A 26,311-nucleotide genomic window follows, 5' to 3' on the forward strand; every position below is an offset into this window, starting at 1 on the left:
TGTGCGCCGACTTCGAGGTCGAGCTGCGTGAGTTCAACGGCGAACATGACCACGTCCACCTACTGATCCACTACCCGCCGAAGGTCGCCCTGTCCAAACTGGTCAACAGTCTCAAGGGCGTTTCGGCACGGCTCCTGCGCAAGGAGTATGCCGCGCATGTCGGCAAGTATCTGTGGGGTGGACACTTCTGGTCCGGGTCCTACTTCGCCGGATCAGTCGGCGGCGCACCGCTCACGGCAGTCGAGCAGTACATCGAGCAGCAGCAACGCCCACTGTGACCTGTGGGTGAAGGCACGCTCGCGCCCTAGCGGGCACTCCCGCGCGGGCCTTCACCCCTGGCCTGAAGGCCGGAGCACTGGCCCGCATTTCGGTAGATCTTCCGGAGTTTTGTCAGTCGTCGAGGACGCCGACCGCGAGGAGGCAGGTGTCGTCCTCCGGGTTGGGGCCGCCGAGCGCGTCGAGCAGCCGGTCCAGGCCGGGGTCGAGGTCGTCGTGCCCGGATATCGTCTCGGCCGCCCCGAGGGTCAGGGCGAGGCCCTCGTCGATGTCGCGCGAGCGCCGCTCCACCAGGCCGTCGGTGAACATCAGCAGCAGGTCGTCGGGGTGGAGCAGGATCTCGGCCACGCTGTACCGCGGGCCGGGGGCCGCGCCGAGAACCACCCCCTGCGGCGGCTGGAGCTGGCGGGCCACGCCGTCCCGGACGAGGATGGGCGACAGGTGGCCCGCCTGGGCCCAGGTGAAGACGCGGGTGGCCGGGTCGAACCGGCCGACGATCACGGTCGCGGTGGTCTCGTCGAGGCGGCTGAGCACGAGCTCGTTGAGCCACGCCAGGAGCCGGTCGGGGGACTCGCCCGTCATGGTCAGTCCCACCAGGGCGTGCCGGAGCTGGGCCATCTGGGCGATGGCGGGGAGCCCGTGGCCGGAGACGTCGCCGATCGCGAGGAGCATCCGGCCGTCCGGAAGCTGGGCCGCCTCGTACCAGTCGCCGCCGAGGCTGGCCGCCTTCTCCGCCGGGACGTACCGGACCGCGACCCGCGCGTGCGGCAGGTCGATCGAGCCTCCGGGCTCGGGCAGGATCGCGTCCCGCAGCGCGAGCGTGATGGTGCGGTCCTCGGCGGCCTGCTCGCGCACTTCGAGGAGCTGCGTCCGCAGCCGGTCCACGATCTCCGCGGTCGTCGTGGGGACCACTGTGCGTTCGCCGGTGAAAGGAGGGCATGGCCCGGCGCCGCCAGCTACGGCGATCATGGTGAACAGCTCCTCGAGCAGGAAGGGATGAGAACGGAAAGTGATTGTTCCGACGCGCAGCGTAGCATCGCGAGAGTGTTTCACGAACCGCGGGGGTGGGGGTCCAACCGGGTCAGGGCGGGCACCTGGTGCGTACCGATCGCGCGGCCCTCGTTAGATTGGACCGCGTGACAACGACGTCCTCTGACCTCTATCCCGTGTCCCGCCTCGCTGCCGTACGCGAGGCGACCGCCGCGGCGGGCCTCGGCGCGCTGCTGCTGACGCCCGGCCCCGACCTGCGCTACGTCACCGGGTACGACGCGCTCCCTCTGGAGCGGCTCACCTGTCTCGTCGTCCCGGCCGCGGGGGAGCCGTTCATGATGGTTCCCCGCCTCGAACTGCCGACCGCCGAGCACTCGCCCGCCTCGCGGCTCGGCGTCGAGTTCGTCGCCTGGGATGAGACGGACGACCCGTACGTCCAGGTCGCGCACCGGCTGGGTTCGGTGGCCAAGGTGGGGCTCGCCGACCGGATGTGGGCCCTGCAGTCGCTGCGGTTCCGCGACGCGATGCCCGGAGCCGAGCAGGTGCTGGCCGGGTCCGTGCTGGGCCCGCTGCGTGCGCGCAAGTCCCCGGCCGAGGCCGCGGCGCTGCGGGCCGCGGGCGCCGCCATCGACGCCGTCCACGCCCAGGTGCCGCAGTTCCTCAAGGCGGGCCGCAGCGAGCGCGGGGTGGGCAGGGATATCGCCGAGGCGATCCTCGCCGCCGGGCATGCCACGGTCGACTTCGTGATCGTCGGCTCGGGGCCGAATGGCGCCAGCCCGCACCACGAGCTCTCCGACCGGGTCATCCAGCCGGGCGACCCCGTGGTGGTGGACATCGGCGGCACGATGCCGAGCGGCTACTGCTCGGACTCCACCCGGGTCTACTGCGTCGGCGAGCCGTCCCCCGAGTTCGTGAAGTACTACGAGGTGCTGAAGGAAGCCCAGGAGGCGGCCTGCGCCCACGTGCGGCCCGGCGTGACCTGCGAGTCCGTGGACTCCGCCGCCCGCGACGTGATCAGCGAGGCCGGTTACGGCGAGTACTTCATCCACCGGACCGGGCACGGCATCGGCCTGGAGACCCACGAGGACCCGTACATCGTGTCGGGCAACACCACGCCGATGGAGCCGGGCTTCGCGTTCTCCATCGAGCCCGGGATCTACCTTCTCGGTCGCCACGGCGCGCGCATCGAGGACATCGTGATCTGCGGGGAGACCGCGGGAGAGCGGCTGAACCACAGCACCCGCGACCTCGTCATCGTGTAACACCCCAGTCGCCGTCCGCCCGGCCGGGCGGTACGGTGACCAGGATGATCTCTCCATTGGACGCGCCGCCCGGCACACCGCGGTCTTCCGGCGCGCATCCACTCTTCGAGGTGTTGGACAGGGCGGGCAGGGGAGAGTTCCCGGACGCGGACGGCGCCGTGCGTATCCTGGGCCAGCCGAACGCCCGCGACTGCGGTGTGATCGCCTTCACCGCGCACAGCGTCGTCTTCGCGGACGTGGACCCCGCGTGGGCGCGCGGACTGCTGCCCGAGGACGATCTGTCCGCGCCGCTGAACCCGCCGTTCCTCAGCGCTCTGGAGGAGCGGACCGGGCGCAGGGTGAACAATGTCGACATTCTTGTGGTCGCCGGTCCGCTGCCCGGCCCGCCCCCGGTGCCGCTCACCGAGATCACCGATCCGGACCATCCCCGGGTGCGCCGTGCCGAACGGCACCGGGACGGCGTGCGGGTGTGGCGCGCGGACGGCGGGATAGTGCTGCTGGGCCGGGGCGTGGCGGGCCGCTGGGAGATCGCGGTGGAGGTCGATCCCGGGCACCGGGGTCGCGGGCTCGGCACGCGGCTCGCCCGTGCCGGACGGCACCTGCTCGGCGAAGGGCGGGTGGTGTGGGCGCAGATCGCTCCCGGAAACGCGGCGAGCGTCCGGACCTTCCTGGCCGCCGGTTTCACCCCCGTCGGCGCCGAGGCCCTGCTCTGCTCGCCGTCGGAGGATTGAGCACGGCCCGCAGGCGTCGGCCTCTCACGCGGTGTCCGCCGTTCTGTGACGGGGCGTCTCAGACGGGGGTGTTGTCCAAGGTGGCGCCGATGGCGGCCGCGAGAGGCGTGGGCAGGGGATAGGGGCGCTCGACGGGGAGCAGGCCGGTCACGTCCCGCCCCTCCCGCACCGCCGCGTGGACGTCCCGGACGCGGCCGGTGATGTCGGAGATGCCCACGATCCACTCGTCCACGTAGCGGTCGACCGCCTCCCCGGACAGGCCGATCTGGATGGAGCGGTACGGCAGGGCGTTGTGGTGCGGGTCCCGCTCGGGGTCCCACTGGATCCGGACGGGGCTGCGCTGGAGCCGCTCCGCCCACGCGTCCCGGTCGGCGCCGTCCGGGTGGCTGAGGCAGGCGTGCCCGAGCGCCCACTCGAACCCGGATCGGGAGATGTCGATCGCCAGGACGCGGGTCTGCCCCGGCTTCACGGCCCAGCCGCAGCGGTACATCATCCAGAGGAACGAGGGCTTGATCCACGTCATGCGCTCGCGCTTGAACGGCGGGACGAATCGCCCCGCCGCGACGGCGGGGCCGGCGATCGCCGGATCGTAGGCCTGGTAGACGGTGACGGCCTTCTCGTCGTAGGCGGCGCGGATCTGCCGGTAGGGCGTGTTCATGCCGTTCAGGGTCGCGAACCCGTCCGCCGCCCGGCAACCGCATTTCCGGCCGTCGAGCCGCATGCGGCGCGGAGAGGTGGCGGTCCGCTCGGTGAAACGGCCTCTTGGCCGGTGGTGGGCGACGTAGCACCATCGGTGCATGGCGGCCCTGGCTCCCGGCGACCCGCGCCGGATCGGTGAGTACTGGCTCGCCGGTCGGCTGGGCGAGGGCGGCCAGGGGGTCGTCTACGAGGCGTACGACGCGGCGGGCCGCCGGGTGGCCGTCAAGGTGCTGCGCGCCGGTGACGGGGTGGGTACGCGCGCCAGGTTCGCCAAGGAGGCCGCCGCCGCGCGCCGGGTCGCCCCGTTCTGTACGGCGCGGGTGATCGGGGCCGACCTGGACGCATCTCTGCCGTACATCGTGAGCGAGTACGTGGGCGGGCCGAGTCTGCGGCGGGCGGTCGAGCTGGACGGGCCGTACGAGGAGGACCGGCTCTACCGGCTGGCCACCGGCGTGGCGACCGCGCTGGCGGCCATCCATCAGGCGTCGGTCATCCACCGCGACCTCAAACCGGACAACGTGCTCATCGGCCCGGACGGGCCGCGGGTGATCGACTTCGGGATCGCCCGGACCCGCGAGATGTCGCTCACGACCACGGGGCACGTGGCGGGCACGCCGGCGTTCATGGCGCCGGAGATCGTTCTCGGGCGGCGCGCGGGCCCGGAGGTGGACGTCTGGGCGTGGGGCGCGGTCACGGTGTTCGCCGCGACCGGGCGTGAGCCGTTCGGCGGGGACGGCGTCGCCGCGCTCTTCCACGGGATCCTGGCCGAGGAGCCGGATCTCTCCATGCTCAAGGAGCCGCTGCGGGGCCTGGTCGCCGCGGCGATGGCGAAGGACCCGCGCGACCGGCCGTCCTCCCGCAGGCTGCTGCTCGGCCTCGTCGGCGGCGGCGACGAACTGGCGCCGCTGCTCGCGGCGGGCACCCGTACGGCGGAGCCGGTCCGGCCCCCGGCGGGCGCCTCCCCGCCGTCGCTGGCGACGCTGGCCGAGGAGGTCTACGCCGGGCTGGTCCCCGGGGACCGGGCGCTGGTGCCCCGGGTGCTGCTCCGCATGATCACGCCGGGGGAGGGCGGCGACGACCTGCCGAGGAGGGCCCGTCCGGACGATCTCCTCGACGGCGTGGTGGGCGCGGAGACCGCCGAGCGCGTGCTGTCCGCGTTCGCCCGGATGGACCTGGTGGCGAGGGAGGGCGGCGCGGTGTCCCTCGCGAACGCGGCTCTGCCCCGGGCCTGGCCGCGGCTGCGGGAGTGGATCGACGCGGAGCGGGACGGCCTGCGCTTTCACCGGCGGCTCGGCGAGGCGGCCGCGCTGTGGGACGGCCACGGCCGCCGCCCCGGCGACCTCTACCAGGGGACGGCGCTGGAGGCGGCGGTGGCGTGGGCTGCCACCGGGCGCCGGCACGCCACGCTCAACCTGCTGGAGAGCGCCTTCCTCGACGCCTCGCTCGCGCTCGGCCGGGTGCGCGGCCGGCGCAGACGCCAGCTCACCGCGGCGCTCGCCGCGCTGCTCGTCCTCGCGCTCGCGTCGGCCGTGGTCGCGGTGGTGCAGGGGGCCGCGGCCGCCCGGCAGCGCGACGTCGCCGCCGCGCGGCAGACGGCGGCCCGCGCCGAATCGCTGCGGTCGTCCGACCCGGCCAGGGCGATGCTGCTGAGCGTCGCCGCGTGGCGCCTCGCCCCGGTGTCCGAGGCGCGGGCCGCGCTGTACGGCTCGCTCGCCCAGCGCGAGCGCCGCGTGTCCGCGCCGCCGAAGGTCACGGCCGAGGCACGCTTTTCCCTCAGTGGCGACGGCCTGACCCTCGCCGTCGTGGACCAGGACCGCGCGGTGCTGTGGGACATGGCGGCGGGCCGGGAACGCGGCGCGGTGTCCGGCGTGGGCCGCGCCGTACGGGAGGTCGCGCTGAGCCGGGACGGCAGATGGCTCGCGGTCGCGGGAGAGCGGTCGGTGCGCGTCTGGGACCTGTCGGCGCGGCGGCCGGCCGGGCCGGAGATCGCCGAGGCGGCGCGGTGGCTGGAGTTCGGCCCGAGCGGGCGGCTGCTCGCCCTGGTGACCGACGGCGGCCGGTGGCAGGTCTGGGGCGTGGCCGGCGGCGCCCGGCTGATCGACCGTCCCACCTCGGGGGCCGAGGCCGTCGCGGTGTCGTACGACGACCGGCTGGCGGCGCCGATGCTGGACGGCGACCGCTTCGAGCTGTGGGACCTGACCACGGGGCGGCAGCTGCGCGCCCCAGGTGGAGGGCGGGCGGTCTGGGTCGCCTTCGGCCCCGACGGCCGGACCCTCGCCGTGAGCGCGGGGCCCGACGTCGTCTTCTGGGACCTGACCGGCCGCGCCCGGCGCGGGACGCGGCTGGAGGGCGCGGGGGCGGTCTGGCTGGCCTTCGGCGCCGACGGCCGCCTCGTGGTCACCTACGACAAGCGGAGCGTCGGCCTGTGGACGTCCGAGGGCGTGTCGCTCCTGCGCTATCCGCTGGCCGACACCTCCGGGATGCCGTCGGCCGCGATCGGCGCGGACGGCCGCACTCTCAGCTACCTCCTCGGCGGAGGAGCGGTCGCGGTGCTGGACGTGGACGCCGGCGATCGGCCGCCGCGGGTCGCCTCCGAGATCCGGACGGTCGCCTTCAGCGGCGACGCGCGCCTGGCCGCCGTGCAGACCGCGACCTCCCTTGAGCTGTGGGACGTCGCCGCGGGCCGGAGGCTCGGCGATCCCCTGGAGTCCCCGGCGGCCACGGCGCTCGCGTTCAGCCCCGACGGGCGGCTCCTGGCCGTGGGCGCGGAGGATCCCCCAGTGCTCTCCCTGTGGGACGTGGCCCGGCGGGTACGGCTGGCCGCGCTTCCGCTCGCGGACGTGAGCTGGGTGGGCGGGCTGGCCTTCAGCCCCGACGGGCGGACGCTCGCGGTGTCCCCGTCGAACGGCAGCTTCGAGCGGGTGCAGCTCTGGGACGTGGCCGCCCACAGGAGGTCGGCCGTCCTCGCGCACGAGGGCGGGGACGTCATGGCGTTCCGGCCGGACGGCGCGGCCCTGGCGGTGGGCGGGCTCGGAAACGCGCTCGTCGCGCTCCCGGGCGGGCGGGTCTGGGACCGGCCTTTCGGGCCCAGCGACGACGGCGTGCGCTCGGTGGCGTTCAGCCCGGACAGCCGCACCGTCGCGACCGGGTTCAGCAAGCTCGGGGTGGACCTGTGGGACGCCACGACGCGCCGCAGGATCGGCCGTCTCGCGCCGACCCAGGGACGCCTCGACGATGTGGTGGCGCTGGCGTTCTCCCCGGACGGCCGCCTGCTGGCCACCGGAGGGGCGAGCGGCGACGTGCGTCTGTGGGACGTGGCGGCGCGGCTGCCGCTCGGCCGGCCGTACTCGGCGCACTCGGGGCAGGTGGCGGCCCTCGCGTTCGGCCCGGGCGGGCGCGATCTCTACAGCCTGGGTGGGGACGGAACGCTGCAGCGTTATCTTGTCGATCCCGAGCGGGCCGCGACGGCGGTCTGCGCGCGTGTCGGGACGACGTTGTCGGAGGACGAATGGCGAGGCCTCATCCCTGAGGCGTCCTATCGAAAGGTGTGTTGACCGTGCTGCGACTTCTCCTTCTGCTCTGGAGGTCCACGCTCGCCCGCCTCTCCGGGGGCGGCCGGCGACCGGGCGACGACCGGGACCGGGACCCGGCGGCCGTCGAATACGCCGAGGTCGTCCCGGACCCGGTGGTGCTGGAACGGGGTGCGCGGACGCCGATCCTGATCAACCTCGTCACCAGCGGATCGGCCGGTGAGCGGCCGCGCGGCGTCCTGGAGGGGCCGGACGGCTCCCGCGCCGAGCTGGGCTTCGACCGCTCCGACAAGGCGCCGTACGAGGAGGGCTGGCGGGCGGAGCACGTCTTCCTCCCGGGCATCGCCCTCGGGACCTGGCGGGCGGTCATCGATTATGGCGCGGCCGTCCACGAGCTGGAGTTCTCGGTCGAGGACGCGGAGGAGCGGGATCCGGCCACGATCGTGGACTTCCGGGTGGTCCCCGACCCGGTGGAGGAAGACGCCCCGATCACGCTCGCGGGCTTCTTGAAGGCCGAGCGGTCCCGGCTGCGGGATCGCCGGATCGCGCTGTCCTTCCGCCCCGAGGACGCGCTCGCCTGGAGCGAGATCGCGGAGGCGTGGACCGGAGAGGACGGCGACTTCGCCGTGACGCTCGACGCGTGGGAGCCGGGATGGTGGCGCGCGGTCTACTACGGGACGCCACGCTGGTCCGACGGCGGGCGCCCGTTGCGGAGCACGCGCAGCGAGGCCGTCTTCATGGTGATGCGCAGCGGGCCCAAGACGCGGTCGCGGTTCTCCGGCTACACCGCGCAGCCCTCGCCCACGCCTGCCGGGAAGCTGGTGAAGCACTCGGGGCGGCTCGTCCACGAGACCCCGCTCGACCCGCCGCCCGGCGTCGAATGGGTGTCCGCCGCGTCCCGGGAGGTGACGTTCTGGTTCAAGCCCGCGGGCGGTTCGTGGTCTCCGAGCCCGGTCGGCAGGGCGACGACCACGAACAACGGCTCCTTCACCAAGAAGCTCCCCGCGTCGAGGTCGGGGGAGTGGCAGGTGCGTTACGGCGGGCAGAGCGGGGACCTGAAAGCCACCCCCAAGAGCTGCCAGGTGAAGGTCAGGTGAGAGTGAGGACAAACTGACACCTTCTGGCAGCCCCTGGCGCTTCGATCCGGCGCTACCGTGTCAGGGATGGAGGAGATCGATCGCCGCATCGTGTCGTTGCTGGCCCGCGACGGCCGGATGAGCTTCACCGATCTGGCCAAGGAGACGGGGCTGTCGGTGTCGGCCGTGCACCAGCGGGTGCGCCGGTTGGAGAAACGCGGCGTGATCCGCGGATACGCGGCGCTCGTCGACTACGACGAGATCGGCCTTCCGCTGACCGCGTTCATCTCGATCAAGCCGATCGACCCGGCCGCGCCCGACGACGCCCCGATCCGGCTGAGCCACATCACCGCGATCGAGGCGTGCCACAGCGTGGCGGGCGACGAGAGCTACATCCTCAAGGTCCGGGTGGCCTCGCCGATCGCCCTGGAGGAGCTGCTGCAGCAGATCCGCGCCTCGGCCAACGTGAGCACCCGCACCACGATCGTCCTGAGCACGCCGTACGACTACCGCAGCCCGGAGATCGAGCCCGGCCAGGCCGGCGACGACGCCGAGCGCTGACCGGGCCGCCACCGGCCGGGCAGGTCAGACCTGGGCCGGGAGGAAGTGCCCGCGCACCCGTTCGTAGGCCTCGGGCGCGGCGCCGATCCGGTCGAGGCCGAGCAGGGCGGCCCCGACGATCGGAGGCACGTCCGCGACGACCAGCACGGCGTGCGGCGCGCGCTCGGCGTAGCCCCGTTCGACGAGCGACATGAGCAACTCGTCGCCCGCGGTCAGCACCCCGCCGCCGAGGACGACCTCGCACGGCTCCTCCAGCAGGCCGAGGCGGCGCATCGCCACCTCGCCGAGGACGGTCACCTCCTCCGCCAGCCGCTCGACCAGGCCGCGAGAGATCGCGTCGCTCCCGGCCGCCGCCAGCAGCGGGGGCACCAGCTCGTGCAGCCGCTCGACGGACAGCTCACCGAAGTGCAGCCCGATGACGGCCTCCTCGACCGTGGCGGTGCCGAAAGCGGCGCGCACCACATCCACCAGGGCCGTCCCCGGCCCCCTGCCGTCCTCGGCGCGCGCGGCGTGCCAGAGCACCTCCTCGCCGAGGCCGTACCCGCCGCCCCAGTCGCCGCTGAGCCGGCCGAGCGCGGGGAACCTGGCCACCTCGCCGGACGGGGCGACACCGACCGCGTTGATGCCGGCGCCGCAGACCACCGCCACGCCCCACGGCCCCCTGGCTCCGGCCCGCAGCAGGGCGAACGTGTCGTTGCCCACGACGACGTCCGGCGCGTAGCCGCGGGCGAGCAGCTCGTCCCGGAGCCGCTCTTCCTCGATCGGCAGGTCGGCTCCCGCGACGTAGGCGGCGATGTGGTCGGCGTTCCCGGTCCCACCGGGAAGGGCCGACTCAGGGAGGGTGCGCCGGGCGATCTCGCCGATGACGTCGATCGCCGCGGCCACCCCGGCGCTCTGCGGCAGGAACGCCGCGCCCCTGCCGGTGGCGAGCACGGAGCCGTCCTCCGACACGAGGGCCACGTCGGTCTTGCTGTTCCCTCCGTCGACCGCCAGCACGGTACGCGGGTGACGATCGGTCACCGGGACACCGCCCAGGCGAGGTGCGGCCGGTTGGCCTCGACGAGCAGCCGGGCCAGGTCGTCCGCCAGGGACGCCTGCCCGACCAGCGGATGCGCGAGCAGCGCGTCCCGCACCCGCCTTTCGCCGCCGCGCAGCGCCGCGTCGAGTGCCAGCGACTCGTACGCCGAGACGTGCGCGACCAGGCCCCGGTACAGCGGTTGGAGCGGATCGACCGGCAGCGGCGCGGCCCCGCCGGCGGTGATCCGCGCGGGCACCTCGATGACCGCGTCGGCGTCCAGGAACGGCAGCGTGCCGCCGTTGCGCGTGTTGACCACCTGGACGTCGCCCCTGTCGTTGACCAGAGACGCGATCAACGCCACGGCCGCTTCCGAGTAGAAGGCGCCTCCCCGCTTCTCCAGCAGCTCCGGCTTGGTGTCCACCGACGGGTCGGCGTAGATGTCGAGCAGCGCGGACTCCATGGCCGCCACCTCGGCCGCCCTGGACGGCTTGCTCCGCTGCTCGTCCACCACCTGGTCGTGCGCGTAGAAGTAGCGCAGATAGTAGGAAGGGACCGTCCCGAGGTCGCGGATCAGCTCCACCGGCAGGTCGAGGTCGCCGGCGATCTCGTCGCCGTGCTCGGCCAGGATCCGGGGGAGGACGTCCTCCCCGTCGAGGTGGACGGAGCGCACCCAGGTCAGGTGGTTGAGCCCGACGTGGCCGAGCGAGACCCGGTCGGGGGTCACGCCGAGGCCGGCCGCGAAGCGGCGCTGGAATCCGATCGCCACGTTGCACAGGCCGATCGCGCGGTGGCCCGCGTCGAGCAGCGCCCGGGTGACGATGCCCACGGGGTTGGTGAAGTCCACGATCCACGCGTCGGGCGCGAGGCGGCGCACCTTCTCGGCGATGCCGAGCACCACCGGGGCCGTGCGCAGCGCCTTGGCCAGGCCCCCGGCTCCGGTCGTCTCCTGGCCGACGCACCCGCATTGGAGCGGGAGCGTCTCGTCGAGGTTCCGGGTGGCCTGCCCGCCGACGCGCAGCTGCAGCAGCACGGCGGCCGCCCCGGCGACGCCGTCCTCGACGGTCGTGGCCGTGCCGACCGTGGCGGGATGCCCGGCACGGGCCAGCATCCGCCGCGCCATCCCGGCCACGAGCGCCAGGCGGTGCTCGTCCGGGTCGATCAGGACGATCTCGGAAAGCGGGAGTTCGTCGCGCAGGCGGGCGAACCCGTCGATCAGCTCCGGCGTGTACGTCGAGCCGCCCCCGACAACGGCCAGCTTCATTTCACTCCTGTCAGTTTGACGCCCTCGATGAAGACCTTCTGGGCGAAGAAGAACACGACGATCACGGGTGCCATGGCCAGGACCGTCGCGGCCATGGTGAGGTTCCACTGGACGCGGTGCACCGACCGGAACGCGGCCAGCCCCAGCGACAGCGTCCAGTTGTCTTGGTTCGTCTGCGCGTACAGCAGCGGGCCGTAGTAGTCGTTCCAGCAGTAGAAGAACTGGAACAGCGCGACGGCGGCGATGGCCGGTCTCGCCATCGGCAGGATCACCCGAATGAGCGTCCGGAACTCGCCGCAGCCGTCGACCCGGGCCGCGTCGGAGTACTCGCGCGGGATCGTCACGAGGAACTGGCGCAGCAGGAAGATCGAGAACGCGTCACCGAGCAGCATCGGGATGATCAGCGGCCACAGCGTGCCCGTGAGCTCGAAGCGCGCCCAGATGAGATAGACGGGCACGGCGACCACCTGCGGCGGCAGCATCATCGTGGTGATGACCAGCAGGAACGCCAGCTTGCGCCCCCGGAACTTGAACCTGGCCAGCGCGTACGCCACCGGGATCGACGACAGCAGCATGAACGCGGTGGCGAGCACCGAGTACATGAGCGTGTTGCGGATCCAGGTGAGCAGCGGCGCCTTCTCGAAGATGTCCGCGAAGTTGCCCCAGTCCCAGGTCTTCGGCCACAACTGCGACGTCAGCGCCTGCTGGTCGCTCATCACGGCGGTGAGGACGATGAAGACGAGCGGCCCGACGAACATGATCGACAAGGCGATCGCCACGGCGTGCTTGGCGATCCAATACAGCGTGGCGCGGCCACGGCGCCCACGCGCGGGCGCGGGCGCGGGGGCGATCGCGGCGGCGCGGATGGCGGTCACGCTTCCTCCTCGGCGAAGCCGCGGAACTGGCGCAGCAGGATCAGGGTGAACACCATGGAGACCGCGAACAGGATGAGCGCCAGCACGCAGGCGTAGCCCATCGCGAAGTCGCGGAAACCCTGGTGGAACAGCCATTCGGGGAAGGTCAGGGTGGACTGGTCGGGATAGCCGGGGACGAAGACCGACCCGGCGGAATCGGTCGCGCCCGAGGCGACCCGGGCGGCCACCATCGCCTGGGTGAAGTACTGCAGGGTCTGGATGACCCCGGTCACCGCGGCGAACATGAGCACCGGCCGGATCACCGGAAGCGTGATGTGCGTGAACTGCCGCCAGCCGGTCGCGCCGTCGAGCGCGGCAGCCTCGTACAGCTGCTTCGGCACGTCCAGCAGGGCGGCCATGAAGATGACCATCAGGTCGCCCACGGACCAGAGGGCCAGCAGCGTGAGCCCCCACTTGGAGTAGGCGGGGTCGCCGAACCAGTCCGGGGACTGGACGCCGACCGTGCCGAGGATCGCCTGCACCGGCCCGGTGCTCGGGTTGAGCAGGTAGACGAAGCCGAGCGTTCCGGCGACGAGCGGCACGAGCGCCGGCAGGTAGAAGATCGTACGGAAGATCCCGGCGCCCGCTTTCAGCCGCGTGATGAGCTGCGCGACGCCGAGGCCGAAGACGACGCGCAGCGGGACCATCACGACCACCAGCCACAGCGTGTTCCTGATTGAGGTCCAGGCGGCCTCGTCCTTCAGGAAGTACCGGTAGTTCAGCAGTCCGACCGGTTCGAGGGTGAACAGGTCGTATCTCTGGAACGAGAAGTACACCGTGGAGATCAGCGGGTAGACGAGGAAGAGCGCGAACCCGATCAGCCAGGGGGAGAGGTAGGCGAGCGGGCGGAGCCGGTTCCTGAGGGTGACGGCGGCCATCGGGTCAGCCGCCCGCGGTCAGCGTGAGCTTCTCGTCGATCTTCTTGTCCACCCCGGCGAGGAGCGCGTCCAGGTCGGGGGCCCGGCCGGACTCCCAGAGGATCTGGGCCTCCTGCAGGGTCTGCTGGTTGAAGACGGAGTTGATGTGCGCCGGCAGCGTGGAGCTGTTCGGGTTGGCGAAGACGTCGAGGAACGTCTGGAAGTTCTGGTCCTTGTCCAGCTTGGGCGACTGCAGCGCGGGCAGCGTGCTCGGCACGTTCTTGATCGCGTTGGAGAGCGTCACCAGCGCGTCGGTGTCGGTGGTGAGGTACTTCACCAGCTCCCAGGCGGCCTCCTGGTGCTTGGCGCCGCGCGGGATGCCGATGACGGTGCCGGCGATGAAGCCCGCGCCGTACCGCTGCCGCTGGTCGTCGGCGACCGGCAGCGGGGCGGTGCCGTACTCCAGGTCGGGCGCGTCGGCGGTGATCATGGCGTTGCGCCACTCGCCGTCGATGGCCATGGCGACCTTGCCCTTCTGGAAGGGGTTGTCGGCGGACCACTCGTCGCCGAAGCCCTTGCGGAACTTCTCGAGCTTGTCGTAGCCGAACCAGTCCGTGAGGTCCTTCTGCCACTTCATCAAGGTCCTCCACGCCGGGTCCGAGCCGATCGCGGAGGTGCCGTCCGGGTTCGTCCACTTGGCGCCGACCATGACACCGGTGTGGATCGGGGCGTTCTCGTACATCTGGCTGGTCGGCACGAACCCGGCCACCTTGATGGTGCCGTCCGGGTCCCGGACCGTGAGCTTCTTGGTGAGGTCGGCCAGCTCGGACAGCGTCTTGGGCGGCTCGTGCCCCTTCATCAGCTTCTTGTTGTAGTAGAGGCCATAGGTGTCGGCGAGCATCGGCATCACGCACCGCTTGCCCTGGTACTGGGTGTACTCGGCGATCACCTTCGGGAAGAGCGTCGCGGCGTCGATCTTGCTCGTCGAGAGGTACGGGTTGAGGTCCTGGAAGATCCCGGCCTTGCAGAACTGGGCGACACTGTCGGTGGTGAACGACAGGGCCACGTCCGGCGGGTTGCCGCCGCGGACGGCCTGCAGGATCTGGTCGTCCTGGATCGCCTTGGTCGCCTTCACGGTGATCCACGGGAACTTCTGCTTGAACCCGGCCAGGGTGTCCTCGAACGCCTTGAGCTCGTTGTCGGCGCTGAAACCGTGCCAGAACTCGATCGTGACCGGATCGTTCGCGGTCGTGGACTTGAGCGCGGGCCCGGGGGACTCGGTGCCCGCCGTGCAGGCGGTGACCAGGGCGAGACCCACCGCGGCGGAGATCGCCGGCAATCGTTTCACATGTGCCTCCTACGGGCGAAGGGGGGTGGTGACGAGCGGGGTGCCACCCCGCTCGGGCGCTTCACGGCGTCCGGCCGATCCGAAGACCTCGTCGCGCGCGGTGTCGAGGGCGAGGTCCAGGGCCCCGGTGAGGACGGGGTTGCCCTCGACGGTGGACAGGCGCAGCGGGGGCCGCGGAATGGTCAGCGTGTGGAGCTCGCGCTCGACGAGCTCGCGTAGCGTGTCGCCCCCGGCGATCAGCACCCCGCCGGACAGGACGACGATCTCGGGATCGACGACCGCGGTGATCGCGCCCAGGCCGACGGCGAGGCGGGAGGCGAGCTCGTGCAGCGCCTCGCCGGCCGCCGCGGCGAGCCGCCCGCCGGACTCGACCGCCCGCACCGCGTTCTGCACGGCCGCCGCCGGCGTGGCCCCGCGCAGCCCGTGGGCGCGCATGATCCGCAGCACGGCCGGGCCGCCCGCGAGCGCCTGGAAGCCGTGGTCGGCGCGCCTGCCGACGTCGCGGGCGGTGGGGGCGCCGATCGCCGGCATGTAGCCGACTTCGCCCGCGCCGCCGGTGGCCCCCCTGTGCAGCCGGCCGCCGAGCACGAGCGCCGATCCGATGCCCTCGTCCGCCCACAGCAGCACGTAGTCCTGGTGCCCACGGGCGGCGCCGCGGGCCTGCTCGGCCTGGGCGACCAGGTTGACGTCGTTCTCCACGTCGACCGGCACGCCGACGCCGTCCCGCAGCGTGCCGACGACGTCGGAGATGTGCCAGCCGGGGATGTGTGCGGCGTATCCCAGGCGGCCGGTCGAGGGATCGACCGCGCCGCCGATGCCGATGACCACGCGCCGCAACGCGGTGATGTCGATCCCGGTGCCGGGCTTGGCGCCGGCTTCGGCCGCGTCGGCGGTGGCGTCGCCGGTGGCGTCCGGACTGGCGTCCGTCTTGACGGCGGCGCAGGCGCCGTCGAGGGCGGCCCGTACCCTCTCCACGATGTCGCCGCCCGTCCGTCCGGGAGTGGGCAGGCGGAACTCGGAGACGACCGTCCCGGTGATGTCGGCGACGGCGACGGCGATCCGCGCCGGGGTGACGTCGAGCGCCGCGACGTACGCGGCGGACGCGTTGATCCGGTACAGCTCGGCCGTACGCCCGGGGAGGCCCTCGCGGATGCCGTCCAGGACGACCAGGCCGGCCTCCTGGAGCCGGGAGAGGAGCTGGGACGCCGTGGGTTTGGACAGGCCGGTGAGTGCCCCGAGCTCGGGCCGGGTGAGGGGGCCGCGTTCGAGCAGGACCATCAGCGCGGCGCGGTCGTTGATCGCGCGCAGCAGGCTCGGCGTGCCGGGGATCGGCTGGCTCACGGGAGTCCTTCCGGAGGTACGAGCAGTTAGGAAGGATCCCTAACTGAAAGAGAAAGTAAAGAAACCTTCCAAACTCGTCAAGGGGTCGCCGTTCCCCGCAACCGACTCGTGACGTGGCCCGGAGACGGGCGGAGCACGGGGGGAGCACGGGGGAAGCACGGGGGAAGCACGGGGCGAGATGGAGGAGCTCTCGAGGGGCACGTAGAATCGGTCGGCCTATGCCTCATTCATCGGCGGGCGAGCTGGCCCGAGAGCAGAAGTACGTTGCCGCGCTCTACGAGCGGCTCGACGTGCTGCGGGAGCGGACGCGCGGGCAGCTGGACGGCGTGCTCGCCCAGGGCGCGACGGGCACCCACCAGAACCGTTCCGAGCGCGATTCGTTCGCCGACATGTACGCGCAGCGCCTGGCCAGGCTGTGGGCCGTCGAGAACGGCCTGTGCTTCGGCCGGCTCGACAACGCCGACGGCGGCCGGCTGTACATCGGCAGGATCGGCCTGGCCGACGACGACCAGGAGCGGCTGCTGATCGACTGGCGGGCGCCGGTCGCCCAGCCGTTCTACCGCGCCACCCCGGCCGCCCCGATGGGCGTCACCCGCCGCAGGCATCTGCAAGCCCGGGGCCGGACCGTCACGAACATCGACGACGACCTCCTCGACCTCGACGGCCTGTCCGACGCCGACCGCGCCTCGCTCAACGGCGAGGCGGCGCTGCTGGCCGCGCTGGGCGAGAAGCGCACCGGCCGCATGCGCGACATCGTCGCGACCATCCAGTCCGAACAGGACACGATCATCCGGAGCGACCTGAACGGCGTGCTCGTCGTCCAGGGGGGCCCGGGAACCGGCAAGACCGTGGTGGCCCTGCACCGCGCCGCGTACCTCCTCTACACCTACCGCGAGCGGCTGGAGCGGCGCGGCGTCCTCATCATCGGCCCGAACCTGACCTTCCTGCGCTACATCGAGCAGGTCCTGCCCTCGCTGGGCGAGACCGACGTGCTGCTGTCCACCGTCGCCGAGCTGTACCCGGGGCTTACGGCCACCCGCTGGGAGCCGCAGCAGGTCGCCGCGGTCAAGGGCGACGTCCGGATGGCGGAGGTGATCGAGAAGGCCGTGCGGGACCGGCAGCGGGTGCCGTCCAAGCCGGTCGAGATCCGCCTGGACAAGTTCACGCTGAAGCTCGACCGGCAGACCTTCGAGGCGGCCAGGTCGCGGGCCGTCCGGTCGCGGAGGCCGCACAACGAGGCGCGGGCCGTGTTCGTACGGCACCTGCTCAACGCGCTGACGAGGCAGGCGGCCAGGCAGCTCGGCCGGGGCATGCTCGACGACGACGACTTCGCCGACCTGCGCGAGGACCTGCGGACCGAGACGCCGGTGCGCACGGCGCTCAACCGGCTGTGGCCCTACCTCACGCCCCAGCAGCTCCTGATCGGGCTGTTCACCTCCGAGGAGCGGATGGCCCACGCCGGGCTGGACTCCGCGGAGCGGGACCTGCTGCTGCGGGAGCCGCCGCGCCCGGGCGAGAACTGGTGGAGCGAGGCCGACGTGCCGCTCCTCGACGAGGCGGCCGAGCTGCTCGGCCACATCGACGAGGGCGTGCTGCGCGCGGCCCGGCGCGCCGAGGAGGAGCGCGAGGAACAGCTCGCGTACGCGCGCGAGGTGCTGGAGCTGACCGGCATGGCGGACATCATGGACGCCGAGCGGTTCGCCGCCAGGCAGCGGGCCGACGAGGTCTACCTGACCACCGCCGAACGGGCCGCGAAGGACCGCACGTGGGCGTTCGGCCACGTGATCGTCGACGAGGCGCAGGAGCTGTCCGCGATGGCCTGGCGGGCGCTGATGCGGCGCTGCCCGAGCCGCTCGATGACCGTCGTGGGCGACATCGCGCAGACGGGGTCGGCGGCCGGCGCGGCGAGCTGGGGCCGGGTGCTCGACCCGTACGTCAAGGGCCGCTGGCGCGAGGCGGGGCTGTCGGTCAACTACCGCACGCCGACCGAGATCATGTCGGTGGCCGCCGACGTGCTCGGCCTGGTCGGCCCCGGTCTGAAGGCGCCCGAGTCGGTACGCGAGACGGGCGACCGGCCATGGGCGGCGAAGGTCGACGACCTGGAGACCGGCCTCGCGTCCCTCGTCCGGGACGAGGTCGTCCCGGACGGCCGCCTGGCCGTCATCGTCCCCCACGCGCGAGAGGCGGAGCTGGGAGAGGCGCTGGTCGCCGGGGTGCCGGGGGCGGTCGCCGGTCCGGGCCCCGCGGCGCTCGACGCGCCGGTGTGCGTGCTGACCGTCGCCGACGCCAAGGGCCTGGAGTTCGACTCGGTGATCGTGGTGGATCCGGGCGAGATCCTCCGGGAGTCCCCGCGAGGACCAAGCGATCTTTATGTGGCGCTGACCCGGGCGACGCGACGGCTCGGCGTGGTCCACTCCGGAGCTCTTCCCGAGGCGCTGGAGAGCCTCGTTCCGCGTACCGAGTGATGCGGGAGTGCCGGGATCTGTGCGAATATGAGCGAGATCGCCCACACGTCCCGCCTCGATCCCGGACATCCAGCCTGTCCTAGCTGCGAAAACTTGGTGTTTCCGCTGTTCGGGCCACGGTTGACATCTGAGCTGAGGTCGGTAGTTTGCTGCGCAGTCCAGCACGGGACTGACCGGTTGACCGTCTTCTGACTTCGCCCGATTCTGCGTCCGTGACGGAGGGGACTCCGTCTGCACAGCCAGGCGCAGCGCTGGCGTTCCGTCGAGTCGGGGCACCTCAGCCGGCCGGGGGGTTGGACCCGGGAGGGGTCCGGATACCCAGTAGACAACGGAGCTCCGCGCCCGCCGCCGACGGGACGGATCCGGTCCGAAGGGTCTGTCCGGGCCCCCTTCCGTCATCGAACGCTCTTCCAGGAAGGCAGCCCCCGTCCCCCGCGGGAGGAAGCCCTTCCTGCCTCGCCTGCGTGACCGGATAAAGTCTGGATGTTCCGCGATAGCCAAGTGGGACGCGCAAGGACTTCCCTTTCCGCGCCAGACGCGGCACGGCGCGCCGTGCCCGCGCGGAAAGGCCTCGGGGCCGCCCGGACCGCGAACCGCGACCCGATCGGCCGCGGGGAAGGCCGGGCGCTGGAATCCCCGGCCGTCACGCCGCGGGAGGACGTCGAAGGCGAGGAGACAACCGCCCCGTGGCAACCGAAGTGAAACAGCAGGCGACGCCGGCCGCCCCCGTGCCCGGCGCCGGTCGCGTGCCCGGCACTCGCCTGGCGGCGCGGGTCGGCTGCTCCGTCGTGGGCGCGCTGCTGCTCTTCCTCGCCTTCCCGCCCATCGACTTGTGGTTCTGCGCCCCGATCGGTGTCGGCCTGCTCACGCTGGCCCTGTACGGCACCCGCCCGCGCCGCGCGGCGTGGCTGGCCTACGTCGGCGCGTTCGCCTTCCTGCTGCCGACGCTGTCGTGGGTCCGCCCGATCGGTGACGACACCTGGCTGGCCCTGGTCGCGATCGAGAGCCTGTTCTGGGCGGCGCTGGGGGTGGCGGCCACCCTCGTGATGCGCGTGCGTCTGTGGCCGCTCTGGGTGGCCTGCCTGTGGGTCGCCCAGGAGTGGGCCCGCGGCGTCGTCCCCTTCGGCGGCTTCCCCTGGGCCCGGGTGGCGTTCAGCCAGGGCGAGTCGCCGTACACCGGCTTCGCCGCGCTGGGCGGCGCGCCGCTTGTGACTTTCGCGGTCGTCCTGTCGGGGACACTGCTGTCCCTGCTGCTCGTCCGGCTCGCCGCCGGTGTCCGGCGACCCCGCGTCGCCGCGGGCGTGCTGCTCGCCGCGACAGCCGTACCCCTGCTGGGGCTCGCGGTGCCCCGGCCCGGTGACGAGGGCGGCACGGTGAAGATCGGGGTCATCCAGGGCAACGTGCCCGGCCGGGGAATGGACTTCCTGGGCGACGAGCCGGCCGTCGTGCTCCAGAACCACGCCAACGAGACCCACAGGCTGGCCGAGGCCGTACGAGCCGGAAAGCTTCCCAAACCCGACATCGTGGTCTGGCCGGAGAACTCCAGCGACATCGACCCCTACCGCAGCGAGTTCGCCCGCAATGTCATCGACTCGGCGGCCAAGGACGTCGGCGTGCCGATCCTCACCGGCGTCATCGCCCTGATCGGCGACGAGAGCCGCGCGACGCGGAGTCTGATCTGGGACCCGGTCACCGGTCCCGGCGCCTACTACGACAAGCGGAACCTCGTGCCGTTCGGTGAGTTCACGCCGTTCAAGGAGATCATCCTGGCGCTGTCGGAGCGGGCCAACCTGGTCGGGCGCCAGTCGGTCCCCGGAGACCGGCCCGGCGCGCTACGGATGGGCCCCGTCACGGTCGGCGCGGTCAGCTGTTACGAGGTCGCCTTCGACGGGACGGTGCGCGACACGGTCGCCGCGGGCGGCAACCCGCTGGTCGTGCAGACCAACAACGCCAGCTACGCGCTGACCAACCTCCCACCGCAGCAGCTCGCCATGTCCAAGCTGCGGGCCGTCGAGCACAACAGAAGTGTGATCACTACCGCCACGACGGGTATATCCGCATATGTGAAGCCGGATGGCACGGTCGCGTGGCGGACCCGCGAGCTCGAACCCGCGATGAACGTCGTGACCGTCCCCGTAAGGACACGCGACACGCTTGCCACGGAAGTGGGCGCGCTGCCCGAGTGGATCCTGATACTGATGGGAGCCGGCGCGACGGCGGTTGCGGTGATCTCGCGGAAGCGAACGCGGAACGCGGCCGTCGCGGACGTCCCGCCCGTGCGTCAGGCACGGTCGGCGGATCTCGGCGACGCGAGCGAGGAGCGGTGAGCGACCCCTTGGGCATGGAGGAAGAGCTGATGGAGCGGACTCCCGGGCGGGTGCTCGTCATCGTCCCCACGTACAACGAATGCGAGAACCTCCCGATGATCGTCGGGCGACTTCGCGCGGCGCTGCCCGACGTGGACCTGCTCATCGCCGACGACAACAGCCCCGACGGCACCGGGAAGATCGCCGACGAGCTCGCCGAGAAGGACGACCACATCCACGTCATGCACCGGCCGGGCAAGCAGGGGCTCGGCGCCGCATACGTGGCGGGCTTCCAGTGGGGCCTGGCCGAGGGATACGACGTCCTGGTCGAGATGGACGCCGACGGTTCCCACCAGCCCGAGGAGCTGCACAAGCTCCTCGACGCGGTGGCCGAGGGCGCCGACCTGGCGATCGGCTCGCGCTGGGTGCCGGGCGGCAAGGTCGTCAACTGGCCCGCCTCCCGCGAGTTCCTGTCCCGGGGGGCCAACACCTACAGCCGCCTCATGCTCGGCATGCCCGTACGGGACGCCACCGCCGGCTTCCGGGCCTACCGCGCGGCCACCCTGGAGAAGGTGGGCCTGCGCGACGTCGAGTCGCAGGGATACTGCTTCCAGGTCGACCTCACCCTCCGCACGGTACGGCAGGGACTGCGCGTGGTCGAGGTGCCGATCACGTTCGTCGAGCGCACGGCCGGCGCGAGCAAGATGAACCGCGCCATCATGACCGAGGCGTTCTGGCGGATCGCCGTCTGGGGCGTCGGCGGCCTGCCCAGCCGGCTCCGCAAGAAGAACTGATCACCGGCGATCCTCCGCGCCCGTGCCGTCCCACGGGCCCGGCGGGGCCTCCGCGCTTTCGCTCTGAGCGATACCGGAACCGTCTGAGCGGATGAAGGCGTTGCCTCTAGCGGAGGTCGTGATGTCGCGTACTTGGCTGCTCCCCGGGTTGTTGCTCTTTCCCGTCGTGGAGATCGTGCTGCTCATCCTCGTCGGTCAGGCGATCGGCGGCGGGTTGACGGTCGTGCTGCTGCTGGCCGGCGCCCTGGTGGGGGCGTCGCTGATGCGCAAGGAGGGGCGGCGGGCCTGGGCCGCCTTGCAGGGCGCGGCGCAGTCGGGCCGCATGCCGGACCGCGAGCTGGGCGACTCCGCCATGGTGATGGCCGGCGGCGCGCTGCTGGTGATCCCGGGCTTCCTCAGCGACCTCGTAGGGATCTTCCTCCTCCTGCCGGTCACGCGGCCGATCGCGCGGCGCGGGCTGGCGTGGTTCGTCGGCCGCCGGGTGGACGCCATGGCCGCTCGCTCGCCGTACGGGCCGCTGTTCGACCGGGCGGACGGCCCTGGCGCTCCGGGTGGCGCGGGCCGGGTCGTGCACGGCGAGGTGATCCAGGACGACGAGGTCATCGAGGGCCAGATCGTTGTCCAGCGTCGCGATCCTCGGCAGGACCCCTGATCAGCCCCTGGGCGTATCGGCGGCGGATGGAGCGCCGGGCGGGTTCGGGCAATTTGGGCTGCTTGCCCTTGAGCTTGCCGTTCTTCTTGGCTAGGGCCATGCCCTCGCGGGTGCGCATGTGTCCGAGGTCGGCCTCGAACTCGGCGACCATGGCGAGGGTCTGCAGGAACAGCCGCCCGAACGGGTCGTTCCAGTCGTAGACCGAGCCGCCGAGTCCGAACAGGACGCCCCGTCCGGACAAGTCGGTGAGGATCTCGTTGGCCTCGGCCATGTCGCGGGCGAACCGGTCGAACGTGGTGACAGTGAACACCGACCCATTCCAGACAGCGGCGAGGGCCTGGTCTGCTCCCGAAGCTGTCTCAAGCTCCCAAAGTAGCTGTGAGCTAGATCACAGTTGAGGTTGACCTTGGGTCAGGGTGGAAGCTCGGCGCAGCGGCACGACGCCGACCCGGACATACAGATTCGAAGGACAAACCACCATGACGATCACCCTTTCCGACCAGGACAAGAGCACCCTGCGGACTGCCGCGTACGGCGCCGTGTCGCTGATGGCCGCCGCCGGTGCCGCCGGCAAGCCTCACAAGATCGCCACCCACGGCAGCATCGCGCTGGGCTCGGCCACCGGTCTGGTTGGGCACGTGCTCGCCGACTACCCCAAGGGCAAGGACCTGGTCGGCAAGTCCGTGGCCGAACTCGCCGACCGCGTGCTGCCGGCTCTGACCGCGGCCATGAACCTCCTGAAGCAGCAGGATCCGGCCGAGGCCGACAACTTCCGCAGCACAGTTCTCATTGCTGTCGAAACCGCCCAGATACACCAGGGCCAGCCGAGCCCCACCCTGGCCGAGATGGCCCGCAAGATCACCGAAGCCCTCGACGCCGCCAGGGTGGCCGCTGCGGACAGCGGCGCCGTGCCGGAAGCTGCGGCCGGGCAGGATCGCCCGGAGCTGCAGAAGGCGATCGAGGAGATGGTCGAGTCCGGTTTCGTCGGGGTGTCGATGCGCGTGCACGATGAGCGGGGCGAGTGGGCCGGCAGCGCCGGGGCGGCCGAGCTGGGCCGGACCGCCAAGCCGCCGATCAATGGGCACGTCCGGATCGGCAGCAACACCAAGACCTTCACCGCGACCCTGGTGCTGCAACTGGTGGCCGAGGGCAAGGTCGGGCTGGACACCCCGGCGGCGGACTACCTGCCCGAGTTCGGGCTGGACCGGCGGATCACCGTGCGGATGCTGTTGCAGCACACCAGCGGGGTGTTCAACTTCAGCGGCGAGGTCTACGACGACGGGACGGTCGTGCCGGGGATCCCCATCCCCTACGGCACCACGGGCCAGGAGTGGGTGGACAACCGGTTCAAGGCCTACCGGCCGCAGGAGCTGGTGGAGCTGGCGTTGTCCAAGCCGGCGCGGTTCGAGCCGGGGACGGGTTGGAGCTATTCCAACACCAACTACGTGCTGGCGCGGCTGCTGATCGAGAAGGTCACCGGCCGCTCGCTCGCCGAGGAGATGCAGCGGCTGATCCTGGGGCCGCTCGGGCTGTCGGGCACCGTGGTGCCGGACGCCTCGCCGGAGATCCCCAAGCCACACGCCCACGCCTATTACCGCTACGAGGACGGCGGCGAGCAGAAGACGGTCGACATCACCCGCCAGAACCCCTCCTGGATCTCCACGGGCGGTGACATGATCTCGACCCCCCGCGACCTGCACACTTTCATCTCCGCGCTGCTGGGCGGCAAGCTCCTGCCGGCCCCGCTGCTGGCCGAGATGTGCACCCCGCGCCCGACGGGCATCCCGAACATGGACTACGGCCTGGGCGTGTTCGTGCTGACCACGGACGGCGGAGGCACCGTCATCTCCCACAACGGCGGCTCCGTGGGCCACGCGGCGCTGATGTACAGCACACCCGACGGTAGCAAGACCCTTACTGCCGCGCTGAACTGCGTGGACGACGCCGACCTGTCCATCGCGGCAGCGTTCCAGAAGGCCCAGCAGAGGCTCCTCAACGAGGTGTTCTGCGGTGGGCAGGCCGATCCGGCTCAGCCGACGGGCTGAGCACTGGTGACCCGTACGCCTCAAGGGGCCGCACCTTCCGGTCGTGCACCAGGGAGAACGCGAACGGGGGCCACACCGAGCTCGACGAGCTCGGCGTGGCCTGTCCACATGCTCGGCTGTGGTCTGCCTGGTCGCCGAGCTCGAGCACAAGGCAGGATTGCGCAGATGAACGGAGTCACGATCGGGCAGGCGGCGGCATTCGTCGGCGTCACGGTGAAGACGGTGCGGCACTACCACAAGCTTGGCCTGGTGAAGGAGCCGGAACGCGACAGCTCCGGCTACCGGCGGTACGGATCGGCCGAGCTGCTGCGGCTGGTGCAGGCCCGAACGCTGGCCGCCGCCGGGGTGCCCCTGGCCGAGATCGGACCCCTGCTCGACGCCGACCCCGCGCAGTTCGCCACCACGCTCACCGACGTCGAGCGGCAGCTCACCGAACGGATCGAGGAGTTGATCGCGCGGCGTGACACGCTGCGTCGGCTTGCCGATGGTGACCGGGCTCTGCTGCCCGACCGCGCTGTGGCGCTGCTGGAGCGGATGTCCGGCCTCGGATTCCCCGCAGCCGAGGTGGCGGCCGCCAGGGAGGGCTGGGTGCTGGCCAGGGCACTGGTCCCCGAGGGCTTCGACGACTACCTCACCCATGTCGAGCACGCCCTGCAAGACTCCCGGTTCGTCGCCTTGATCAAGCGCGCAACCGAAGCCGCGGCCTAGGCACCGGACGACCCGCGCATCGCCGAGCTCGCCACCGCCATGGCCGACCACTTCCTCGCCAACCCCGCACACCTGAAGATCGTGACCGGTCTGCAAGCCCGCACCGAGGCCGCGACCCGGTACAAGCTGATCGCCCTCCACGGCGAAGATCAGGGATCGGCCGCGGCCCGGGGGGTCACGCTCGTCGAGACCAAGCTCCGCGCCGCCGGCATCCATATCCCCAGACCAGACACCCACTGACCGCGCCGTGCCCCGGTCCTTCGGCCCGTACGCCCGCGTCGTCCCGTCACCAACGGCTGTTCCCGGGCTCCTCAACCCCGGTACGGCCGGATGTGGACGCGCGACCGCCTGTCGATGCGGAAAAGGCGAATACATAGAGTGTCGATACTTATACTATGCGTGACTAAATCTTGGGCGGGTACGGATTCCCGCCTGACCTCACGCGGAGGCGCGCATGACGACTGATTCGGCGATCCGGCACAGGCGATCCTCACTCGGGACCAGGCTCGCCTGCGCGACGGGTCTGGTGCTGACCGCACTGGGCACGGCGACGTCCGTGCAGGCGCAGGCCGCGACCGCCCCGCCTCGGATCGGAGTGCTCAAGTCCGACGGCAGCGCTCTCGTCAAGGAGGGGGGCCTGTCCACCACCTGGGTGACCGAGAACACCGACATCATCCAGGTCGCTCTCGCGGGCAGCCGCATCGGCGTTCTCAAGTCCGACGGCAGCGCCTGGGTCAAGGAGGGCGGTCTCTCCACCAACTGGGTGCTCGAAAACACCGATGTCAAGCAGATCGCCCTGTCCGGCGACCGCATCGGTGTTCTCAAGGCGAACGGCACGGCGCTGGTGAAGGAGGGTGGCCTGTCTGCGACGTGGGTGACGGAGAACACTGATGTCAAGCAGATCGCCCTGTCCGGCGACCGCATCGGTGTCCTGAAGGCGAACGGCACGGCGCTGGTGAAGGAGGGTGGCCTGTCTGCGACGTGGGTGACGGAGAACACTGATGTCAAGCAGATCGCCCTGTCCGGCGACCGCATCGGTGTTCTCAAGGCGAACGGCACGGCGCTGGTGAAGGAGGGTGGCCTGTCCACCAGCTGGGTGACCGAGAACACCGACACCATCCAGATCGCTCTCGCGGGCAGCCGCATCGGCGTTCTCAAGTCCGACGGCACCGCGCTGGTCAAGGAGGGCGGCCTGTCCGCCACCTGGGTGACGGAGAACACCGACGTCACCCAGATCGCCCTTGCCGGCGGCACTGACTGATTCGGAACCCGCACGTTGGACCTGGGACCTTCCCGTGATCCGGCTCCTTGCCCGATCACGGGGAGCGACCGGCCCAGGTCCCCGGGATTCCACCGTGCGGAATGCGGTACCGACGCAATGGGGACGGAGACAGGGGTAGGAGAGGACGATGCCTCGCTCAGACGGATCGGATGTCCGTAGCCGATGGGGAAGCCGCAGGTCAAGCAGGCAAAGCGG

The 26,311-nt window shown here is 71.7% G+C and carries 22 protein-coding genes and 1 pseudogene; 14 read left to right on the top strand and 9 right to left on the bottom strand.

Going from position 1 to position 26,311, the window contains the following annotated elements:
- On the top strand, nucleotides 1-278 hold a 278-nt coding region (gene tnpA / locus QSK17_RS28470), incomplete at its 5' end, for an IS200/IS605 family transposase (protein ID WP_285708495.1).
- Between the two features lie 112 nt (nucleotides 279-390).
- On the opposite strand, the gene QSK17_RS28475 is transcribed toward tnpA, so the two are convergent.
- On the bottom strand, nucleotides 391-1,245 hold the full coding sequence (locus QSK17_RS28475) for a PP2C family protein-serine/threonine phosphatase (protein ID WP_285708496.1): 855 nt from the start codon (nucleotides 1,243-1,245) through the stop codon (nucleotides 391-393).
- Nucleotides 1,246-1,412: 167 nt separating this feature from the next.
- Here QSK17_RS28475 and QSK17_RS28480 point away from each other — a divergent pair, with 167 nt between their 5' ends.
- Complete coding sequence (locus QSK17_RS28480; protein ID WP_285708498.1) at nucleotides 1,413-2,528, top strand: aminopeptidase P family protein; 1,116 nt, start codon at nucleotides 1,413-1,415, stop codon at nucleotides 2,526-2,528.
- Nucleotides 2,529-2,572: 44 nt separating this feature from the next.
- Complete coding sequence (locus tag QSK17_RS28485; RefSeq protein WP_285708499.1) at nucleotides 2,573-3,259, top strand: GNAT family N-acetyltransferase; 687 nt, start codon at nucleotides 2,573-2,575, stop codon at nucleotides 3,257-3,259.
- A 58-nt stretch (nucleotides 3,260-3,317) separates the two neighbouring features.
- On the opposite strand, the gene QSK17_RS28490 is transcribed toward QSK17_RS28485, so the two are convergent.
- Nucleotides 3,318-4,058: a DUF4291 domain-containing protein gene (locus QSK17_RS28490; protein WP_352231858.1), complete on the bottom strand. Its 741-nt coding sequence runs from the start codon at nucleotides 4,056-4,058 to the stop codon at nucleotides 3,318-3,320.
- Here QSK17_RS28490 and QSK17_RS28495 point away from each other — a divergent pair.
- The 3 genes from QSK17_RS28495 to QSK17_RS28505 all read left to right on the top strand — a co-directional run bounded on the left by QSK17_RS28495 (nucleotide 4,057) and on the right by QSK17_RS28505 (nucleotide 9,125).
- Nucleotides 4,057-7,512, top strand: a complete 3,456-nt coding sequence (locus QSK17_RS28495; protein ID WP_285708500.1) for a serine/threonine-protein kinase — start codon at nucleotides 4,057-4,059, stop codon at nucleotides 7,510-7,512. The two genes, QSK17_RS28490 and QSK17_RS28495, sit on opposite strands and share 2 nt — an antisense overlap.
- A gap of 2 nt (nucleotides 7,513-7,514) precedes the next feature.
- The gene (locus QSK17_RS28500) at nucleotides 7,515-8,585 is read left to right on the top strand and encodes a hypothetical protein (RefSeq protein ID WP_285708501.1); all 1,071 of its coding nucleotides are present in this window, start codon (nucleotides 7,515-7,517) and stop codon (nucleotides 8,583-8,585) included.
- A gap of 66 nt (nucleotides 8,586-8,651) precedes the next feature.
- Complete coding sequence (locus tag QSK17_RS28505; protein WP_285708502.1) at nucleotides 8,652-9,125, top strand: Lrp/AsnC family transcriptional regulator; 474 nt, start codon at nucleotides 8,652-8,654, stop codon at nucleotides 9,123-9,125.
- Nucleotides 9,126-9,149: 24 nt separating this feature from the next.
- On the opposite strand, the gene QSK17_RS28510 is transcribed toward QSK17_RS28505, so the two are convergent.
- The 6 genes from QSK17_RS28510 to QSK17_RS28535 are packed head-to-tail and all read right to left on the bottom strand — an operon-like array spanning nucleotide 9,150 to nucleotide 15,864.
- Nucleotides 9,150-10,145, bottom strand: coding sequence for an N-acetylglucosamine kinase (locus QSK17_RS28510; protein ID WP_285708503.1), 996 nt, complete (start codon nucleotides 10,143-10,145; stop codon nucleotides 9,150-9,152).
- The gene (locus QSK17_RS28515) at nucleotides 10,142-11,404 is read right to left on the bottom strand and encodes a 6-phospho-beta-glucosidase (RefSeq protein WP_285708504.1); all 1,263 of its coding nucleotides are present in this window, start codon (nucleotides 11,402-11,404) and stop codon (nucleotides 10,142-10,144) included. Before QSK17_RS28515 ends, QSK17_RS28510 begins: the two co-directional genes overlap by 4 nt.
- A complete protein-coding gene (locus QSK17_RS28520) occupies nucleotides 11,401-12,279 on the bottom strand; it encodes a carbohydrate ABC transporter permease (RefSeq protein ID WP_285708505.1) in 879 nt (292 codons plus the stop codon). Before QSK17_RS28520 ends, QSK17_RS28515 begins: the two co-directional genes overlap by 4 nt.
- Entirely contained in the window at nucleotides 12,276-13,196 is a 921-nt protein-coding gene (locus tag QSK17_RS28525) for a carbohydrate ABC transporter permease (RefSeq protein ID WP_285708507.1), read from the bottom strand. Before QSK17_RS28525 ends, QSK17_RS28520 begins: the two co-directional genes overlap by 4 nt.
- A 4-nt stretch (nucleotides 13,197-13,200) precedes the next feature.
- Nucleotides 13,201-14,523, bottom strand: coding sequence for an extracellular solute-binding protein (locus QSK17_RS28530; protein ID WP_285708510.1), 1,323 nt, complete (start codon nucleotides 14,521-14,523; stop codon nucleotides 13,201-13,203).
- Between the two features lie 9 nt (nucleotides 14,524-14,532).
- Nucleotides 14,533-15,864 (bottom strand): ROK family transcriptional regulator, encoded by a 1,332-nt coding sequence (locus QSK17_RS28535; protein WP_285708512.1) that lies wholly within the window; start codon nucleotides 15,862-15,864, stop codon nucleotides 14,533-14,535.
- A gap of 218 nt (nucleotides 15,865-16,082) precedes the next feature.
- Here QSK17_RS28535 and QSK17_RS36480 point away from each other — a divergent pair, with 218 nt between their 5' ends.
- The 4 genes from QSK17_RS36480 (at nucleotide 16,083) to QSK17_RS28565 (ending at nucleotide 22,081) form a co-directional block, all read left to right on the top strand.
- Entirely contained in the window at nucleotides 16,083-18,329 is a 2,247-nt protein-coding gene (locus QSK17_RS36480; protein ID WP_502889319.1) for a HelD family protein, read from the top strand.
- A gap of 686 nt (nucleotides 18,330-19,015) precedes the next feature.
- A complete protein-coding gene (gene lnt / locus QSK17_RS28555) occupies nucleotides 19,016-20,656 on the top strand; it encodes an apolipoprotein N-acyltransferase (RefSeq protein ID WP_285708513.1) in 1,641 nt (546 codons plus the stop codon).
- Nucleotides 20,653-21,429: a polyprenol monophosphomannose synthase gene (locus QSK17_RS28560; protein WP_502889320.1), complete on the top strand. Its 777-nt coding sequence runs from the start codon at nucleotides 20,653-20,655 to the stop codon at nucleotides 21,427-21,429. The genes lnt and QSK17_RS28560 overlap by 4 nt, the downstream gene beginning before the upstream one ends.
- A gap of 121 nt (nucleotides 21,430-21,550) precedes the next feature.
- Nucleotides 21,551-22,081: an FxsA family protein gene (locus QSK17_RS28565; protein ID WP_285708515.1), complete on the top strand. Its 531-nt coding sequence runs from the start codon at nucleotides 21,551-21,553 to the stop codon at nucleotides 22,079-22,081.
- On the opposite strand, the pseudogene QSK17_RS28570 reads toward QSK17_RS28565, so the two are convergent.
- Nucleotides 22,029-22,418: pseudogene (locus QSK17_RS28570) on the bottom strand (recombinase family protein); the annotation flags it as partial. The gene QSK17_RS28565 and the pseudogene QSK17_RS28570 sit on opposite strands and share 53 nt — an antisense overlap.
- 142 nt (nucleotides 22,419-22,560) lie before the next feature.
- Between QSK17_RS28570 and QSK17_RS28575 the strand changes: the two are divergent.
- From QSK17_RS28575 to QSK17_RS28590, 4 genes are all read left to right on the top strand, one after another.
- Nucleotides 22,561-24,126 carry a serine hydrolase domain-containing protein gene (locus QSK17_RS28575; protein ID WP_285708516.1) on the top strand — a complete coding sequence of 522 codons (1,566 nt, stop codon included), beginning with the start codon at nucleotides 22,561-22,563 and terminating at the stop codon, nucleotides 24,124-24,126.
- Between the two features lie 165 nt (nucleotides 24,127-24,291).
- Nucleotides 24,292-24,834, top strand: coding sequence for a MerR family transcriptional regulator (locus QSK17_RS28580; RefSeq protein ID WP_285708517.1), 543 nt, complete (start codon nucleotides 24,292-24,294; stop codon nucleotides 24,832-24,834).
- A 39-nt stretch (nucleotides 24,835-24,873) separates the two neighbouring features.
- Complete coding sequence (locus QSK17_RS28585) at nucleotides 24,874-25,074, top strand: hypothetical protein (protein ID WP_285708518.1); 201 nt, start codon at nucleotides 24,874-24,876, stop codon at nucleotides 25,072-25,074.
- Nucleotides 25,075-25,288: 214 nt separating this feature from the next.
- The gene (locus QSK17_RS28590) at nucleotides 25,289-26,095 is read left to right on the top strand and encodes a hypothetical protein (protein WP_285708519.1); all 807 of its coding nucleotides are present in this window, start codon (nucleotides 25,289-25,291) and stop codon (nucleotides 26,093-26,095) included.
- The last annotated feature ends 216 nt before the right edge of the window (nucleotides 26,096-26,311 follow it).

Origin of the sequence: Microtetraspora sp. NBRC 16547 (genome assembly GCF_030268965.1) — a bacterium.
GTDB lineage: Bacteria > Actinomycetota > Actinomycetes > Streptosporangiales > Streptosporangiaceae > Microtetraspora.